The organism is Lonsdalea britannica (assembly GCF_003515985.1).
Classification (GTDB): Bacteria; Pseudomonadota; Gammaproteobacteria; order Enterobacterales; family Enterobacteriaceae; genus Lonsdalea; species Lonsdalea britannica.
This window is the reverse complement of sequence record NZ_CP023009.1, coordinates 3584744-3603006: the sequence shown is the minus strand read 5'-3', so window position 1 is coordinate 3603006 and position 18263 is coordinate 3584744. Positions and strand designations below refer to the sequence as shown.

The 18263-nt window shown below is 58.5% G+C and carries 12 protein-coding genes; 6 read left to right on the top strand and 6 right to left on the bottom strand.

Annotated elements, in window-relative coordinates; translation table 11 throughout:
- The first annotated feature begins 19 nt into the window (after positions 1-19).
- A complete protein-coding gene (gene hydA / locus CKQ53_RS16535) occupies positions 20-1420 on the top strand; it encodes a dihydropyrimidinase (RefSeq protein ID WP_094117444.1) in 1401 nt (466 codons plus the stop codon).
- Here the strand turns inward: hydA and CKQ53_RS16530 are convergent.
- A complete protein-coding gene (locus CKQ53_RS16530) occupies positions 1412-2221 on the bottom strand; it encodes an XdhC family protein (protein WP_094117445.1) in 810 nt (269 codons plus the stop codon). The genes hydA and CKQ53_RS16530 overlap by 9 nt on opposite strands.
- Positions 2222-2638: 417 nt before the next feature.
- On the opposite strand from CKQ53_RS16530, the gene ygfK reads away from it, so the two are divergent.
- The 4 genes from ygfK (at position 2639) to xdhB (ending at position 11489) form a co-directional block, all read left to right on the top strand.
- Entirely contained in the window at positions 2639-5746 is a 3108-nt protein-coding gene (gene ygfK, locus CKQ53_RS16525) for a putative selenate reductase subunit YgfK (protein ID WP_094117446.1), read from the top strand.
- A 3-nt stretch (positions 5747-5749) separates the two neighbouring features.
- Positions 5750-7081 carry a putative aminohydrolase SsnA gene (gene ssnA / locus CKQ53_RS16520; protein ID WP_094117447.1) on the top strand — a complete coding sequence of 444 codons (1332 nt, stop codon included), beginning with the start codon at positions 5750-5752 and terminating at the stop codon, positions 7079-7081.
- A 636-nt stretch (positions 7082-7717) separates the two neighbouring features.
- Positions 7718-9160: a xanthine dehydrogenase small subunit gene (gene xdhA, locus CKQ53_RS16510; protein ID WP_094117449.1), complete on the top strand. Its 1443-nt coding sequence runs from the start codon at positions 7718-7720 to the stop codon at positions 9158-9160.
- Positions 9150-11489, top strand: a complete 2340-nt coding sequence (gene xdhB / locus CKQ53_RS16505; RefSeq protein WP_094117450.1) for a xanthine dehydrogenase molybdopterin binding subunit — start codon at positions 9150-9152, stop codon at positions 11487-11489. Before xdhA ends, xdhB begins: the two co-directional genes overlap by 11 nt.
- Before the next feature lie 187 nt (positions 11490-11676).
- On the opposite strand, the gene CKQ53_RS16500 is transcribed toward xdhB, so the two are convergent.
- The 3 genes from CKQ53_RS16500 to CKQ53_RS16490 all read right to left on the bottom strand — a co-directional run bounded on the left by CKQ53_RS16500 (position 11677) and on the right by CKQ53_RS16490 (position 14251).
- Entirely contained in the window at positions 11677-12048 is a 372-nt protein-coding gene (locus tag CKQ53_RS16500) for a group I truncated hemoglobin (RefSeq protein ID WP_244200970.1), read from the bottom strand.
- 206 nt (positions 12049-12254) lie between these two features.
- A complete protein-coding gene (locus CKQ53_RS16495) occupies positions 12255-13145 on the bottom strand; it encodes a transporter (protein WP_162896375.1) in 891 nt (296 codons plus the stop codon).
- A gap of 77 nt (positions 13146-13222) precedes the next feature.
- Entirely contained in the window at positions 13223-14251 is a 1029-nt protein-coding gene (locus tag CKQ53_RS16490; RefSeq protein WP_085650925.1) for a carbon-nitrogen hydrolase family protein, read from the bottom strand.
- Between the two features lie 171 nt (positions 14252-14422).
- Between CKQ53_RS16490 and CKQ53_RS16485 the strand changes: the two genes are divergently transcribed.
- Positions 14423-15376 (top strand): AraC-like ligand-binding domain-containing protein, encoded by a 954-nt coding sequence (locus tag CKQ53_RS16485; RefSeq protein WP_094117451.1) that lies wholly within the window; start codon positions 14423-14425, stop codon positions 15374-15376.
- A 120-nt stretch (positions 15377-15496) separates the two neighbouring features.
- Here the strand turns inward: CKQ53_RS16485 and CKQ53_RS16480 are convergent, their stop codons facing one another.
- Together CKQ53_RS16480 and CKQ53_RS16475 are read right to left on the bottom strand one after the other, a co-directional pair.
- A complete protein-coding gene (locus CKQ53_RS16480; RefSeq protein ID WP_094117452.1) occupies positions 15497-16765 on the bottom strand; it encodes an MFS transporter in 1269 nt (422 codons plus the stop codon).
- Positions 16766-16793: 28 nt separating this feature from the next.
- Positions 16794-18260 carry an amidase gene (locus tag CKQ53_RS16475; protein ID WP_118895188.1) on the bottom strand — a complete coding sequence of 489 codons (1467 nt, stop codon included), beginning with the start codon at positions 18258-18260 and terminating at the stop codon, positions 16794-16796.
- Positions 18261-18263 lie beyond the last annotated feature (3 nt).

The window sequence follows — 18263 nt, the reverse complement described above, 5'->3', positions numbered from 1 at the left end:
ACAGCAACAGGAGAGCCTGATGAAACGGTTACTCAGGGGCGGCACGCTGATCGACCACGTAGGGCAATACCGCGAAGATCTGCTGATCGAGCGGGGGCGCATTGCGCAGCGAGGTCAGGATATCCCTATCACGCCGGAAATGGACGTCATCGACGTCACGGGCTGTCAGGTGATGCCGGGTGGCATTGATGTGCATACCCATTTCAATATTGATGTCGGTATCGGGCGCAGCTGCGACGATTTTTATGCTGGCACCCGCGCGGCGGCCTGTGGCGGCACGACGACGATTATCGATCACATGGGATTCGGGCCGCCGGGCTGTCGCCTGCATCACCAATTGGCGCTTTATCATGCCTACGCGGAGGGTCAGGCGACAATCGACTACAGCTTCCACGGCGTGGTGCAGCATGTGGACGACGCGATTCTGGCCGAAATGGTGTCGATGGTGGAGCAAGAAGGGATCAGCAGCTTCAAACTCTACCTGACTTACCAATACAAGCTGGACGATGCGGCGGTATTACGGGCGATGCAGCGCCTGCGTCAGCTGGGCGCGCTCACCACGGTACACCCCGAAAACGATGCGGCGATCCGCCTGCGTCGGGAGGCGCTGCTGCGACAGGGGAAAACGGCGCCCATCTATCACGCGTTGAGCCGTCCGGTCGCCTGCGAGGCGGAGGCGATAGCGCGCATGATCAATCTGGCGGCGCTGGCGGACAACGCGCCGCTCTATATCGTCCACCTGTCGAATGGATTGGGGCTGGACTACCTGCGGCTGGCCCAACGTCAACACCAATCCGTGTGGGCCGAAACCTGTCCGCAGTACCTGTTGTTGGACGAGCGGCGTTATCTGGAACCGGAGGGGCTGAAGTATATTCTCAGTCCGCCGCTGCGCGGTCAGGAAGAGCAGGCGGCGCTGTGGCAAGGGCTGGAAGACGGCAGTATTGCGACGGTCGCGACCGACCACTGCCATTTTTCGCTGAGCCAGCGTCATGCACTATCCCACGGGGATTTCAGCCGCTGCCCTAACGGGCTGCCGGGGGTGGAAAATCGGCTGGCGCTGCTTTACACCCACGGCGTGGCGACGGGGCGAATCAGCGCTGAGCGGTTTGTGGCGCTGACCAGCGCCCGTCCGGCGCAGCTCTTCGGACTCTGGCCGCAGAAGGGCAGTTTTATGCCTGATGCGGACGCCGATCTGGTGGTGTTTGATCCCCATCGCCGCGTGACGCTGCGTCATGAGGACATGCATGATGACGGCGACAACTCCCCTTACGAGGGGATGGCCTGCCAAGGGTGGCCGATCATGACGCTGAGTCGGGGAGAGATCGTCTGGCGGGACGGCGTTTTTTCCGGCCGCGCCGGGCATGGACGGTTTTTGCATCGTCAGCCATTTAGCGCGCCGCCGGTTGACGCGCTAGGTTGACACCACCGCCAGCGTGGTCGACTGCAACGGTGCCGCGCTGGCGCCGTTTTTCACCTGCAGAAGTTCCGCCAGTACGCTGATGGCGATCTCCTCCGGCGTTTCGGCGCCGATATCCAGCCCGATGGGCGAACGCAGCGCCGCCAGATCGGCGGCTGCGACGCCGCTTTTTTCCAGATCCGCGCGAAAAGTCTGGAGCTTGCGGCGGCTGGCCAGCAGCCCCAGATAACGGACCGGGCTGCCGAGCGTCTGTGTCAGCGCCTCTTTATCCTGATGATTGGTGGCAATGACCACATAGCAGTGGTCGTCCAGCGTCAACTGTCGGATACCGTCGGTAAAGCTGTCGGCGAGTAACCGACGGCTGGCCGTCGACAGATCGGGGTGTTCAAGATTATCCTGCCAGGTATCGACCAGCGTGATCTCGAAGCCAAGCGGGGCGGCGGCCACGGCGATAGCCCGGTTGACGTGCCCGGCACCGAGCAAGATCAGCTGCGGGCGACGAGGCTGAACCGCGATATGGACTTTCATCGCGCCGCCGCAGTCTGAACCGACCGCGCCTTCGCCCTGACGCGCCATGCGCCCGCTGAACAGGCGGGACGCCCCCTGCGCCAGGGCCTCTTTCGCCTCTTCCAGCACCAGCCGCTCCACCATTCCTCCGCCAATCGTACCGACGCAGTGGCCGTCTTCATCGACCAGCATGCTGGCGCTGTGGCGGGGCGTCGAGCCGCGGCTTTCCACGATTTGAATCCACGCAAAAGCGCGGTTGTTCTTTTCCAGTTCCGCTGCATGAGTAAAAAGGCGCATTCCGTACCTCGCGTAAGTCATGGGTGATGATCAGGTAATGCAAATTTTGTGCCCGTGACCTGAGCCTAAGGGTGAGCGGTGCGGCGGACAAAAAAGACGCTATAGCGCAGTGAGAAAGCCCGGCTCATTTTCTCAAAATGAGAAATTCGTCTCTCTATTTGCAAAACGTTGCGCTGAACCGGAAAGAGGACGGCACGGCGCGCTTGCCATCGATATTTCCTCTGGACGTGCAGGGCGGCGGAAACGGGGGATGTCCCGGCGCGATGTGGCCCCGACGAATTTCTGGCCTGCATATTGCTCCTATTCGAAACATTCGCGTGAGACCGGTGTTATCCCGGCGCGTTGGTGCGCTTATTTCCGCGTAATGCGGTGGTCGTATCGTTTGATTTTCCAAGAAAAACAATAAAGGAGAGCAATGTGGGTGATGTGATGCGTCCCATTCCATTCGAGCAGCTGCTGGAAAGAATGTTTGCTGAATTTCGGCAAAACCGGTCTATTTTCGGCATTCCTGAGCGCCAGTTCTATCGCCGTCAACCGGCCCGGCAAATGGGCGTCTTTGGCGAAGTGTGCGATACCCCGGTGGGGCCAGCGGCCGGGCCGCACACGCAGTTGGCGCAAAATATTATTGCCGCCTGGCTCTGCGGCGGCAGTTTTATTGAATTGAAAACGGTGCAGATTCTGGACCGGCTTGAGCTGAAGAAACCGTGTATTGATGCGCAGGACGAAGGGTTCAACACCGAATGGTCTACCGAGTTCACGCTGGAGAAAGCGGCCGATGAATACCTCAAGGCGTGGTTCGCGCTGTGGCTGCTGGAGTGTCTGTTTGCGCCGCGTTCCGCCGGGCAGGGGCGGTCGTTTATCTTCAATATGAGCGTGGGCTATGACCTGACAGGTATTCAACAGGCGCCGATGCAAACCTTTATCGCGACGATGATGGATGCGGGCGACACTCCCGCCTTCCAGCGTTATCGCCAGACGCTGACGCACTGGGTCGAGCAGGTCGATTTGCTGCGCGATATCGTCCCACCGGCGCAACGGCCTGCGCTGATGGCGCTGCCTGAGCGGATTACTCCGCAGTTGGTTACTGGCGTGACGCTCTCCACCATGCACGGATGCCCGCCTGATGAGATTGAAGCCATCTGCCGCTATATGCTGGAAGAGAAGAGGCTGCACACGTTTGTGAAGCTGAACCCCACGCTGCTCGGCTACGCGCGGGTGCGTGAGATTCTGGATGGCTGTGGGTTTGACGACATCCCGCTGAAAGAAGCGTCTTTTTTGCATGACTTGCCGTTGGCGCAGGCGCTCTCGATGCTGGAGCGTTTGCTGGCTCTGGCGGATCAGCGGGGGCTGGCGTTTGGGGTCAAACTCACTAACACGCTGGGCGTCGGCAACCACAAACGACGTCTGGCCGACGAGGACATGTACATGTCCGGACGAGCGCTGTTTCCGCTTTCCATCAACGTCGCCGCCGTATTGTCGCGCCACTTTCAGGGAAAACTGCCGATCTCTTACTCCGGCGGGGCTAGCCAGTTCACTATCCGCGCCATTCATGAAACCGGCATTCACCAGATTACGATGGCGACGGATTTGCTCAAACCGGGCGGATACCTACGTCTGGCCGCCTGTGCGCATGAACTGGAAACCTCGACCGGCTGGGGCATGACCTCGGTGGATGTCGACCGGTTAGAGACTCTGGCGCGTGCCGCGCTGACGGCGGAGTACCATCAGAAGTCCTGGAAACAGGACGATACCATCGCGGCGGGCGGCGCCTTACCGCCCTCCGACTGTTACGTCGCGCCGTGCGTGAGCGCCTGCGCTATCCATCAGGATATTCCCGAGTACCTGCGTCTGGCAGGGGCGGGGCGCTACGCGGATGCGTTGGCGCTGATCTACCAGCGCAACGCCTTGCCCGCGATCACCGGCCATATCTGCGATCATCAGTGTCAGTCCAACTGTACGCGACTGGACTACGATAGCGTGCTGCAAATCCGGGACATCAAACGTATCGCGTTAGAAAAAGGGTGGGAGGAGTATCGACGTCGCTGGTGTCGACCGGCAGGTTCGGGCCATCGTCATCCGGTCGCGGTATTGGGGGCGGGGCCTGCGGGGCTGGCGACGGGGTATTTTCTGGCGCGGGCGGGCCATCCGGTCACCGTGTTTGAACGGGAGCCAAGCGCGGGCGGCGTGGTGCGCCACGTCGTGCCGCAGTTCCGTATTCCGGCGGAAAAAATCCAGCATGATATTGATTTCGTCGCCCAGCACGGCGTGCAGTTTCACTATGGCTGTGACGACGATCTGACGGTCGAGGCGTTACGCCAGCGGGGATATACCTTTGTGTGCGTGGGAACCGGCGCCTACCGCAGCCGGGAGGCGGCGCTGGCGGGAGACAATGGCGCCGTGTGGTCATCGTTCCAGTTCCTGCGGCGCTTTAACCGTCAGGAGCCGCTCTCTTTAGGGCGTTCGGTCGGGGTGATTGGCGCAGGCAATACCGCGATGGATTGCGCCCGCGCGGCGATGCGGGTCCCCGGGGTCACGCAGGTGACGCTGCTCTATCGACGGGGCGAAAAAGAGATGCCCGCCTGGCGTGAGGAGGTGGAGGAGGCGCGCCGCGCGGGCGTGGATTTTCGCTTCTGGGTCAGCCCGGAACGTTTTGACGCGGATGGGACGGTGACGCTACGCATCATGCAGCCCGGCGAACCGGATGCGTTGGGGCGGTCGCGTCCGCAGGCGACCGAACGCACTGATGTGGTGTGTCTGGACGCGCTGATTTCCGCCATCGGGGAAGAGCCGGACTACGAGGCACTGGCCCGTATAGGCGTTCCGCTGGCGGAGAGCGGTATCCCGACGGTGAACCGCCAGACGCAGGAAACGGTACGCAAAAACGTCTTTCTGATTGGCGATGCGCACAGCGGCCCGGCGTCGATTGTCGCGGCGATGGGGGCGGCACGGCGTGCAGCGGATGAGATATTGCGCCGGGAAAATGTGCATGACGATCACGCGGCCAAACGCTGGCTGAATACCGATCCTGACGATATCTACCGTCGCAAAGGCACGATAGCACTGCGCCGGGTCGGGGCCGATGAGCAAGATGCGTTTGCCCAACAAGAGGCCGCCCGCTGCCTGTCATGCAACTACGTCTGCGCCAAGTGCGTGGATGTCTGCCCCAATCGCGCCAATATCTCGATTGCCGTTCCCGGCTTTCGTGACCGTTTTCAGACGCTGCACATTGATGCCTATTGCAATGAGTGCGGCAACTGCGCTCAGTTCTGCCCGTGGGACGGGAAACCGTATCGGGACAAAGTCACGATCTTCAATTTGCGGCAGGATTTTGCCGCCAGCGGTAATCCCGGATTCATGCTGGATGAGGACGGCGTGCTGGTGCGCCACGAACAGCAAATTTATCACCTGGCGATAGACCCGCACGGCGTTATCGCCAGCGCTCCACCGGCACTGGCCGATATGTGCCGAATTATTTCAACGGTTTATCGAGAACATCACTATCTGCTTGGCGCGGTGGAGGAGTAACTCATGCTGATTTTACGCAATGCGACTGCGGTACAGTTTTCGCCTGCACGGGTGGATGAGGGCGTGGACATCGCCATCGACGGCACGGAGATTGCGGCGGTCGGGACCAAACTGACGGCGCGCTATCCGGCGGCGGCGGTCAAAGAAATGAACGGACGGCTGGTCATGCCGGGCCTTGTTTGCGCTCATAACCACTTCTACTCCGGGCTGGCGCGAGGCGTGATGGCGCGCATTGACCCCTGTCCCGACTTCATTTCAACGCTCAAGAATCTGTGGTGGAAACTGGATCGCGCGCTGGACGAGGAGTCGCTGTATTACAGCGGGCTGGTCTGTTCGCTGGAGGCCATCAAGCAAGGCTGTACGGCGGTGATTGACCATCATGCGTCGCCGTCGCTCATTGCCGGTTCGCTGGATATTCTGCGCCGGGGATTTCTGACCGCCGGTCTGCGCGGCATGACCTGTTATGAAACGACGGACCGAAACGGTGGGCTGGATGAACTGCGTCGCGGGGTGGAAGAGAACATCCGCTTTGCGCATCGTATCGATCTGGATAAAAAGTCCGGGAAAACGCCCTATCTGGTGGAAGCGCATATCGGTGCGCATGCGCCTTTTACGCTCAGCGATGCCGGGTTGGCATTGCTGGAGAACGCCGTGCAGGTGACGGGGCGCGGGCTACATCTGCACGTGGCGGAAGATCGCTACGATGTTTCGCACAGTCATCACCACTATGGCGTTGACCCGATGGTCAGACTGGCGCGCGCGCGCCTGATTAACGAGAAAAGCCTGATTGCGCACGGCCTCTGTCTTTCCGCCGAGGATGTCGCGGTAATCAACCATGCGGATGCTTTTCTGGTGCACAATCCGCGCTCGAACATGAACAATCAGGTGGGCTACAATCCGCGTCTGGCCGAGTATCGCCACGTCGCGCTCGGCACGGACGGTATCGGCGCCGACATGTTCGAAGAGCTGAAATTCGCCTACTTCAAACACCGCGATGCGGGCGGCACGCTGTGGCCGGACAGCTTCATGCGCTTTCTGCATCAGGGCAATCTGCTGCTGGAGCGTAATTTTCAGGCCTCATTCGGCGCGCTCGCCGCCGGGTATCAGGCGGATTTAACCCTGTTGGATTACCCGTCGCCGACGCCGCTGTGCGCAGAGAATCTGGCCGGTCATCTGGCGTTTGGGCTCAATTCCTCTTGCGTACACAGCGTCATGGTGGCGGGCAATATGGTGTATGAGGATCGCTGTTTTCCTTTCGACGTCGAGGAAATCTATTTCCATGCCCGACGGGAAGCGAAGAAATTGTGGCAGCGGATGGATAACTTAGGCGGATAAATCGAGTATCACCGCGTTACTCGCTATATTTAAAACCCGATAAACCCTTCGTGAACGCGGAGGGTTTTTTATTTTTTCCGTGTTTTTATATCGGGTGGGGTTATTAACATCAATATCGAAGTATTATTGATTTAATTATTAATTCGCTATGATAATTAATCGTCAGACCTTATTTTTTATTGTAAGTCACACCCAGCGATTCCCGATTCAGTAGGAGGATGGATGTGGTCTGTTTTATTTTTTTTTGATGTTTATCTCTTTGTGCCTCTGACGGGTTAGAGGCCGCCATTTCACACGTGTTAACCCCATGTAGCAACGCCGGCCGTCTGTCGGTTACTCTCGTATTCGATGTGGTCTATTTATTTTCTTCGTCATTATGGGTGTCAGAAATATTATATAGCCATGCACTTTATATGGGCATATTCATGCCAGAATGCCATTTCATGGTGCATAACATTCAGGGCGGAAATGATCGCGTTATCGGCGTCCTAATGCGTGAATTCGGTGCGATTATTTTCTTAAATTGGCAATCGTTTGCCTTTCAGAAAATAAATGAAATAAAGATGCGGTTTTTATTTTGGTATGGGAATTGCTCCTATTAAGACATCATCCGTTGATAACCCAGGATAAAACCGCATGATCCAATTTTTATTGCATGACACGCCGGTGGTTGAACGCGATCTCGATCCTGCCATGACCGTCTTGGCGTATTTGCGACAGCGAAGACGTCGCGTGGGCACCAAAGAGGGGTGCGGATCGGGCGATTGCGGCGCCTGCACCGTGGCGCTCGGTCGGGTAGAGCAGGGACGGTTGCATTATGAGACGGCCAGCGCCTGCCTGATGCCGGTCAGCGCGTTGCAGGGTAAACAGCTGATTACCGTTGAGGATCTTCGGCAGCAGGGGGCGCTGCATCCCGTGCAACAGGCGGTCGTGGATCTGCATGCTTCCCAATGTGGTTTCTGTACGCCGGGCATGGTGATGTCGCTGTTCGTGCTGCAAAAGCAGAGCTCGGGGTGGGATCGGGCGGAAGCCGAACAGGCGCTGGCGGGAAACCTGTGTCGCTGTACCGGCTATCGGCCGATTATGTCCGCGGCCCGCTACCTGTGCGAACATCCGACAGAAGACAGCTTTCGCCGTGACGAAGCCTTGACCGTTGCGCGGCTGGCGGCGCTGTCTCAGACAGAGGTAGAGACGCTCTCTCAGGGCGCGCGCGACTGCTTTATTCCCGCGACGTTGGACCAGCTGGCCGACTGTTATCAGCGCTATCCGCAGGCCCGGCTATTGGCGGGCGGGACCGATTTGATGCTGGAGATCGCGCAAGCGGCTGACGATGGCGCGCCTTTCATCGATCTGGATCAGGTGAGCGAGCTTCACCGCTGGCGGACGGATGAACACGCGTTTTATCTGGGCGCGGGGATGAGCATCACGCAGTGCGAAACGCTACTGGAGACGTCGATCCCCGCGTTTTCGCAGGTACTACGTCGTTTCGCCTCACGCCAAATTCGCAATCGCGGCACGTTAGGCGGCAATATCGCCAATGCTTCGCCCATCGGCGATACCCCGCCGATGCTGCTGGCGCTGGACGCCGAACTGCTGCTGCAACAAGGGGAGAGAACCCGCACGCTGCCGCTGCATGACTTCTTCCTGTCCTATCGCCACACCGCGTTAGAGGAGGGCGAATTTATTCGTGAGGTGAGGATCCCGCGCGGTCCGCGGTTGGATCATTTTCAGGCGTGGAAAGTCTCCAAGCGAGCAGACGACGATATTTCCATTGTCTTTGGCGCGTTTTCACTGCAACTCCAGCGCGGAAGGGTCGCCGAGGCGCGCGTCGCCTTCGGGGGAATGGATGCGATCCCCCGGCGGGCCGAGCGCTGTGAGCAGGCGCTGTTGCATCAGCCGTGGAACCGGGCGACGGTCGCCGCCGCCTGTCAGGCGCTGGAGCAGGACTTCACGCCGCTAAGCGATGCGCGCGCCAGCGCCGAATATCGCCGTCAGATCGCCAAAAATCTGCTGCTGCGTTACTACGAATGGATGCAAGGCGAAGCGCCCGAAACGGAGGCCGTCCCCCATGTCGCATAATCCTTCACAGCCTGAACAAACCGCGCTGCAAGCGCAATTCCGCCAGCCGCTGCCCGGCGCGGTGGGGGATAGCCGCGTTCACGAGAGCGCGGAGCAACATGTCAGCGGCGAGGCGCGCTATATCGACGATCGTCCCGAACCGGAAGGCGTCCTGCATCTTTGCCCGCGTTTGAGCGATCACGCCCACGCGCGTATTCGGTCGCTGGACGTCGAACCCTGCTATCGCATTCCCGGCGTGGTGGCGGTCGTCACCCGGCAACACATCCCGGGGAATCCGGATATCGGCGCTTTGGCGCCGGGCGACCTGCTGCTGGCGGATGGCGAAGTGAACTATGCCGGACAGGTGGTGCTGGTGGTCGCGGCGGAAACCCGCGAAGCCGCCAGACGGGCCGCGCAGGCGGCGGTGATCGACTACGAGGTGCTCACGCCGATACTGGACGTGAAAGACGCGCTGGAAAAAAAGTGCTATGTCGAGCGTCCCTTTGAACATCGACGCGGCGATGTCGATGCGGCGTTGGCCCGCGCGACCCACCGCCTGACGGGCGAGTTCCACGTCGGCGGACAGGAGCACTTTTATTTGGAAACGCAGTCCGCGTTGGTGTGTCCGGGCGAAAATCAGACGGTCACGGTCTACGCCTCCAGCCAGAATCCGACCGAGGTGCAAAAGCTGGTCGCCTCGGTGCTCGGCGTTCGCCAAAGCGAAGTCACGGTGGAAATGCGCCGTATGGGCGGCGCTTTCGGCGGCAAGGAGTCTCAAGGAGCGGCCGTCGCCTGTTTATGCGCGATTGCCGCGCGTGTGACGGAAAGACCGGTAAAAATGTGTCTGTCGCGGCGCGACGATATGCGTATCACCGGCAAGCGCCACGGTTTTTTCGTGCGCTATGAGGTGGGCATTGATGACCATGGCGTGTTCAGCGGCGTGAGGATCGATCTGGCGGCAAACTGCGGCCATTCGTTGGATCTCTCGGGATCGATTGTCGATCGCGCCATGTTCCACGCGGATAATGCCTATTATCTGGGGGATGCGCTCATTACCGGATACCGCTGCCGCACGCACACGGTTTCCAACACGGCCTTTCGCGGCTTCGGCGGCCCACAGGGGATGGCGGCGATTGAACAGGTCATCGAACATATCGCGCGTACCCTGCATTTGGACCCGCTGGAGGTCCGCAAGCGTAACTATTACGGGGTAGCGGATCGCAATGTGACCCACTACTACCAGCCGGTCAGACAAAATCTGCTGAACGAGATCACCGCGCGGCTGGAGCAGAGCGCCGCGTACAGTCAGCGCCGTGCGGAGATTGAGGTTTTTAACGCCCGTCACGCAACGTGGCGGCGCGGATTGGCGCTGATGCCCATCAAGTTCGGCATTTCGTTTACCGCCACGTTTCTCAACCAGGCTGGCGCGCTGCTGCTAGTGTATAGCGATGGCAGCGTGCAATTGAATCACGGCGGTACGGAGATGGGGCAGGGGCTGAATACCAAGGTGGCGCAGATCGTGGCGCAGGTGCTGCAAATCGATATCGCATCGATTCAGGTCACCGCCACGCATACGGGGAAAGTGCCGAATACCTCGCCGACCGCGGCGTCCAGCGGCGCGGACTTAAACGGAAAAGCGGCCCAGCAGGCGGCGGAAATCATCAAGCAGCGACTCGTCACACTGCTGTGCCGCCTGTATGCCTGTGAACCGTCGGACGTCGCGTTTCATAATGGCGTCATACGCGCAGGCAGCCAGCATCTGACGTTTGCGCAGGTCGCGCATCTGGCGTGGCTTAATCAGGTATCGCTGTCGGCCACGGGATACTATCGGGTGCCGGGCATTCATTACGATCGCGAGGCGGGACGCGGAGAGCCGTTTTATTATTTTGTGTATGGCGCGGCCTGTGCGGAAGTGGCGGTGGATACGCTGACCGGCGAGTATCAGGTCAAGCGCGTCGATATCCTGCACGATGCGGGCGCTTCGCTGAATCCGGCGCTGGATATCGGGCAGGTGGAAGGCGGTTTCGTGCAGGGCATGGGCTGGGTGACGACGGAAGAGCTGGTGTGGAATGAGCAGGGGCGGCTGCTGACGGACACCGGCGCGACCTACAAAATCCCGACGGTCGCGGATATCCCGCACGATTTTCGCGTGCAGCTTCTGCCTGATACGGGCAACGCCGCAGAAACCGTGTTCCGCTCCAAAGCCGTGGGCGAGCCGCCGTTTATGCTCGGCATGGCCGTCTGGTGCGCGTTGCAGGATGCCGTCGCGCGACGGGATGAAGGGCCGCATCATCTGCTCGACCTTCCCGCAACGCCGGAGCGGGTATGGCGTGCGTTGCAGACGTTCTGAGGCGCCGCTTTCAACGGAAATCAGGCCCGCGCAGCACGATCTGCGCGGGCCTGTAAGCGACCGCGGTTCAAACGCGGGTCAGCACTGGGAGGCGCTGATGCTCTGTCGGCGATGCGGCCCGGACTCAGCCCCGATCCACTGGCGTCATGCGCGGAGTGACACGCAATGCGTAGGGGATTACCGAGGCTTATCGCGGATCGGTGGGGGTGTCGGCATCGTTGGACGAAGGCCACTCCACGCCAACGCTTTTCATGCCTTTGGTGACATCCATCTCCGGGTGCGACAGCACGACGTCACGATAGGAGGGGCTGCCAATCACCACCGGTTTGAATGACATGAACGTGGCGGTGATCTCTTCACGCAGATCATGGGGGACGTCGAAATCCTCGTAACACGCTTCAAGGCAGTCGAACATGGCCTGCCAGTGCTCTTCGGTCAGACCCATTCCACGATGGGCCGTCACCATATCCCGGCCGCGATATACCGCGTTGCCGCCCCAGTGTACGGCCAGAAAATCAACGAAATTGATATGTTCCTTGAGGAACGTGGATTCTGACATATGGCCCAGATATGCCCGATTTTGGGATGTGCCATCGCTTTTTTGAGGGCCGCGCCCGCAAATTGATGAATGGCATCGTATCCGCCAAGACGGGTATACAGGGTGTCCTGACTGGGTTCTGCGGGGTGTTGACGAGTCATGTTGAGTCCTCCGATGATGATCAGCTAAGGTCAGTGCATTCGAAAACGTTCACCTGTCATGAAAAATCAAAACAGGACGCCTAAACGCAACGTGGCGTTCAAATCCTGTTTAAATCCTTGTTTGACATCCAGATCTCGCCCTAAGACCGCCTGCAATTGCACCGATGGCGTAAAAAAGTGCGAGGCAGAGATACGGGCGTAGGTGGTATTCAGGCGATCGCGCTGATTCACTCCTCCCACGCTGCTCTCTGCCCCCGTAATCCATCCGCCGCCGAAACCTACCCGCGTTTGCGGCGTGAAGTCATAGCGCAGATAGGCTTGATATTCGTAACGCGGTTTTTGTTCTAATGTCTGCCCTGACGCACCGTAGTCGTCGTTAGGCGTGACCCAGGAAACATCGGCGCCGGTATCGAAGGCCCAGTGAGGAGTGAAGTGGTGAATCCACGCGGCCTGAAGCAAGAAACGCCAGCGGTTTTCACCCATATTCAATGGGTTATCGTTGTTGTAATGACCCGTAGGCAGATAAATGTAGGGACCGAGGGCCAAAACGTTGGTGCCCGCGGGATCCATATTGACGACGACTGGGGAGCCAACGACGACATCGCCGATACCGGAGGCGTCTCCCAATGCGCGGCTATCGCCATAGGCGGTAACGTTGCCAAACGGCAGAATGACCTGTGGCTGGATGCTGACATTTTCCATCGGATGATAAGCATGGATAAGGCGTAACATCGAGACTTCTGATTTGAGCTTATTGTCGCCCGCCGCCTTATTGCCTTGAGAATAATAAGCATCGCTATGATTGTACTGTAAATACGTCAGAAAAAAGGTGGCGTTGTCCGGCAGCATTTCATAGTCGCCAGGCGAAAATTCCAGCGCCTGCGCCGCATTCATCGCCGCGCCACTCACTAAGACGAAAAGGGCCATTCGTTGATACTGCCGGACGGCTAATTTCATGATTATCCCCCTGTTCAGAAACTTGTTTTTATTAGATATCGCAAGGATGGCTCCGATCGTGTCGGAGCCTCGGTCTGTTAGCCCTGACTTTCCGGTAGCACGACCCATTCCGCCGTGGTCGCCGGAAACGGTTCGTCCGCTTCCGGTGGAGGCGTGACGGCGAGATTGACCACGGTCGGGTTAGCGGCGGAGTTAAACAGCAGTCGCGTGACGTCCGGGCGCGAGTAATGCCCCACCGGATCTGCGGCAGCCTTGGCAAAGGTGATCGCGGCGGGCTCCAGCGTCGCCATCAACAGTCCCTCTTCGTCTTCCGGCAGCGGCGTCGCCAGTTCGCCGCCATCCGGTCCAAAGATTCGCGCATGGCCGCCGCCGACTTTCAGCAGCTGGCGTTTGGTCTCATCGGTGCAGAGCTGCTCAATCATCTCCGGCGAGACGATGGCGCAGGGCGCGAGCACAAAGCATTGCCCCTCGGCGGCATAAAGACGCGACGCCGCTACGTTGACGTCCGGACCCAGCGCCGCGGTCGCGCCCTGATAGAGGCTAAAACTGGGCCACGCGCCGATGTGGATTTGTTCATGTTGGGCATACATCGCGTAGCGCGTCAGCGGCTGGAGATGCTCCCAGCAGCACAGCGCCCCCAGCGTGCCAAGCGGCGTGGAGAAGGTGCGCAGGGAGGAACCGTCGCTTTCGCCAAACAGCGTACGTTCGACGTGAGTCGCTTTCAGCTTGCGACGCGTTGCGACCGTTTCGCCCTGGTTGTCGATTATCCACTGAGCGATATACAGGCTGCCGTTATCACGCTCGCTGAATCCCAGCACAACCCAGATATTGTTGGCCTGCGCCGCTGCCGCGATGCGTTTCGCCTGCTCGCTGTCCAGCGTCAGCGAGTTCTGGTGATAGCGGTAAACCCACGGCATTACGGCGGCAGGGGAGTCCAGCCACAGGAACCAGGGATAGCCCGGGATCCACGTTTCCGGGAAAGCCACCAGCTCGGCGCCACGCTGTGCGGCCTCTTCGATCAGGGCGATGGTCTTATCCACCGTGGCATTGAGATCCATAAATACCGGGGCGGCCTGTACGCAGGCGACGGTGATAGCTCGATTCATCAGGGGTGCCTCTCTCCGTTGAAATAACGATGTGTTCGCTGTTTTTTATAAGGGGAACGGTGTTTCGCGCGTTATGACCAGAAGGAAGTCACTCTTGACTGAGAAGGAACTCCCGATGGCACACAACTTGCAGCTTCCGCCGCGTGGGGAACAACACGATGGAGCTGCCGCATGAAGGTGTTTGATACCGGAGAGGTGCTTGCCAGAGAACGTCACAGCTACTGGCGTGAAGCGATAAGCCAGACTTTCGTACCGTTAGAGTGCCGGATCGGCGACGGCGATTTTCATGGGCGATTACAGTCGCGCGCGCTATCGGATATTGCGCTGGTCAATGTGCAGGGCGCGCCGCAGACGGTGACGCGTACTCAAGGTCGGCTACATCAGTATTGCGATGATGTCATCCTGTTGAGCATGGTCAGACACGGTCGGACAGGCGTCGTTCAGGGTGGGCGAGAGGCGACGCTTGGCCGTGGCGAATTCGCGTTGTACGACACGCGCGCGCCTTACGAACTGCACCTGAATGGGGAGTTTCAGCAACTGGTGGTGCAATTTCCCCGACTGCATTTACAGCGTCGCTTAGGGCGGGTGGACGACTTGACCGCGGTGAGCTTCGGCGGCTCGCATCCGCTCAGTGGGCTGACCGCGAGTTTTCTCGATGGCTTGTTTAATCTGCCGGATGAATTGCCTAAACAGCACCAGCAGCGGCTGATTGATCAGGCGATGGATCTGCTGGCGACGATTATCGCCGATCATCGCAGTCATTCGGCTCAGTCTACGACGGCCAGTATGCTGTTTTTACAAATAAAAATGCTGATTAACGACAATCTCTCAGATCCGGATTTAAACCTTAAAGCGGTCGCCCAACGTTTTAAAATCACGCCTCGCTACCTCAGCATGTTATTTCAACGGGAAGGTCACACATTCGGTCGCTATCTGTTAACGGCGCGGTTAAACCGGTGCGCGGAAACCTTGCGAGACCGAGGCGCGAGGCACGGTTCGGTCAGTGATATCGCCTACCGCTGGGGATTTAGCGATCCCGCCTATTTTTCGAGAGAATTTAAGAAAATGTTCGGTGCAACGCCGAGCCATTTTGTTCGGGCGCAACCGACGACGGTCGGGCAGTAATGGAGTGACGAACAGATCCATTGTATCCATCACCACGGTCTTGAATATGCCTCTTACTATGTCAGCGCCGCTGAATAAAACGGGCCATATCGTCCGTTCTATGGCCCCAGTCGATCATCGTTAGTGCGTCCACTCGCTGGCCACCATGGGCTGCGCTTTTTTCTCGTCGCGAGGAAAACAAATCGCGGCCCCCAGGCTGATGGCAGACACCGCAAACATGTAATACGCCGGGGCAGGCGCGCCCCAACTATGCGACAGCCAGGCCACGATGAACGGCGAGAATCCGCCAAAGGTCATGGTCGCCAGATTGTAACTGATGGATAACGAGGTCACCCGGTTCTCGACGGGGAACAGCAATGTCAGCATGGTGGGCATGGTGGCAAATTGCGCGGCCAGACAGATGCCCAGCACCAGCTGCATAATCAGCATATGACTGATTTGGGGAGAATGAATCACCCAGGTAAACAGCGGCAGCACCATCACGAAGTAGCCGATAGTGGCGACGAGGAACACGCGCTTTCTTCCGATTTTGTCCGCCAGAATGCCGAACAGGGGAATGATGATCGCCATCAGGCTGACGATGCCGATTTGGATGGTCAGTACGCTGGTGATGGGCATGCCTAGCTGTTTACTGGCGAAGCTCGGCATATTAATCAACAACACGTAGAAGCCCACCGTTCCGCTGACCACCAGACAAAATCCGAGGATGATTTTTCTGACATCCAGCCGTTTTTTATCGCCTGGCAGGGTTTCCTCGGATTGCTGCTGAATAAACTCGTCGGATTCAGAGAGGTTATTTCGAATCCAGAGCCCGACCGGACAAATAATCAGACCGATGGCAAACGCAATTCGCCAGCCCCAGCTGTCCAGACTCTCTTTGAACACCTTGAAAATAATCATTGAGATAATCGATGCCAGCACCACCGCCAGACACTGCCCGAATAATTGCCAGGAACCGTAAAACGTTTTCTTATTGTCGTCTGAGCCTTCCACCAGATAGGAGGTTGAGCTGGCATATTCGCCACCGGTCGCGAACCCCTGAATAAGACGCGCGATGACGATCAATATCGGGGCTGTAATACCAATCTGGTGATAGGACGGGGTCACGACAAAGATCGCGACCGCGATAAACATCAGCCAGATGATGAGCTGTAGCGCTTTCTTCCGGCCGTATTTATCCGCATAAAAACCAATCACCAGTCCGCCAATTGGTCGGGTAAAAAAGCCCACGCCGAAGGTCGCTAACGAAATCAGCAGCGAACTGTATTCGTCATTGGCCGGAAAGAATTGTCTGGCGATCACCGCAGCGAAGAAGCCATAAATCAGAAAGTCATACCATTCGAGTATATTGCCGATGGTGCCTGCGATAATTTTTTTATGGCTGCTCATTGTGATCCCCTCTGGTGAATAAATGAAATCAATCGTGAATCAATTCGCTGTCGTTAATGGCCGGCGGTTTAACCTTTGCGGTCCATTGCGTGGCGGTTTCATAGGCCTGAGCCAGCCGCAGCACCGCCATATCGCGCTGAGGACGCCCGATAATTTGGAGCCCGGTAGGCAACCCTGATGGATTAAATCCGGCCGGCATATTCACGATGGGACAGCCGGAAAGGCTCCCGAGGATGGTGACTTCCATCCAGCGGTGATAGGTGTCCATCGTCCGGCCTGACAGGGTGTCCGGCCAATGGCGGTGTTTGTCGAAGGGAAAAACCTGCGCGCTCGGTAGTATCAGGAAGTCCACCTCATCGAAAAGCGCGAGCAATTTTCTGTAGAGCTGCGTTCTGACCGCCGACGCCTGCATGACTTGCATCGCGCTTAACGCCAGCCCGTTCTCTATTTCCCAAAGCGCTTCCGGTTTCAGGAATGTCCGCTTCTCGGGGTCTGCGTAGAGGGGGAAAAGATTGTGCATCACGGCCGCGTGCCGCAGCGTACACCACGCGTTCCAGACCGAGTCGAAATCCATATCAATCACGACGTCGCTCACGTCGCAGCCGAGCGAAGAAAACGTGCTCAGCGCGGCTTCACACAGGGGCAATACGCCGTCTTCGAAGGGGAGGTGGCCCTGAAGATCGCCCAGCCAGCCGATTCGCAGACCGGTACAGTCGCTTTCCAGCGAGGCGGTAAACTGTTCGGCATCGACGTTCAGCGATAGCGGCGCGCGATCGTCCCGACCGGCCTGCGTGGCCAACAGAAGGGCAACGTCTTTGACGCAGCGCCCCATCGGACCTTCATACGCCATCTGGTTGATAAACAGCTCGTTGCTCTCCGTTAGAGGAACGCAGCCCTGCGAAGGGCGGAAGCCAATGACGTTATTGAAGGCGGCGGGGTTACGTAACGAGCCCATCATGTCGCTGCCGTCTGCCACCGGCAGCAGGTACATCGCCAGTGCCGCCGCCGCGCCGCCGCTGCTGCCTCCTGCGGTCAACGCCGGGTGATAGGCATTGCCCGTCGCGCCGAACACCGAATTATAGGTCTGAGAACCTAGCCCAAATTCCGGCGTATTGGTTTTACCGATCACGATGGCACCCGCCTGCTTCATTCTTTCCACGATGAGGGCGTCTTTCTCGGGAATGTCCTCTGCGAAAATCCGCGATCCCCGGGTAGTCGGGATCCCTTGCGTGAGCGCCAGATCTTTCACCGCCAAAGGGAATCCATGCATCCAGCCCTGATAGTCGCCCTTCGCCAAGGCGAGGTCTTTATCTTCCGCTTCTCTGAGCAGCCGCGATCTTTCCCGCAGGCTGACGATGGCATTAATCTGTGGATTAAACGCTTCAATATGGTCGAGATAGATCGCCATCACTTCCCGACAGGAGATGTCTTTATTCCTGATTAACGCGGAAAGTTGATGCGCGTTGAGCAGAACAAGACGTGGGTTATCAGACATGAT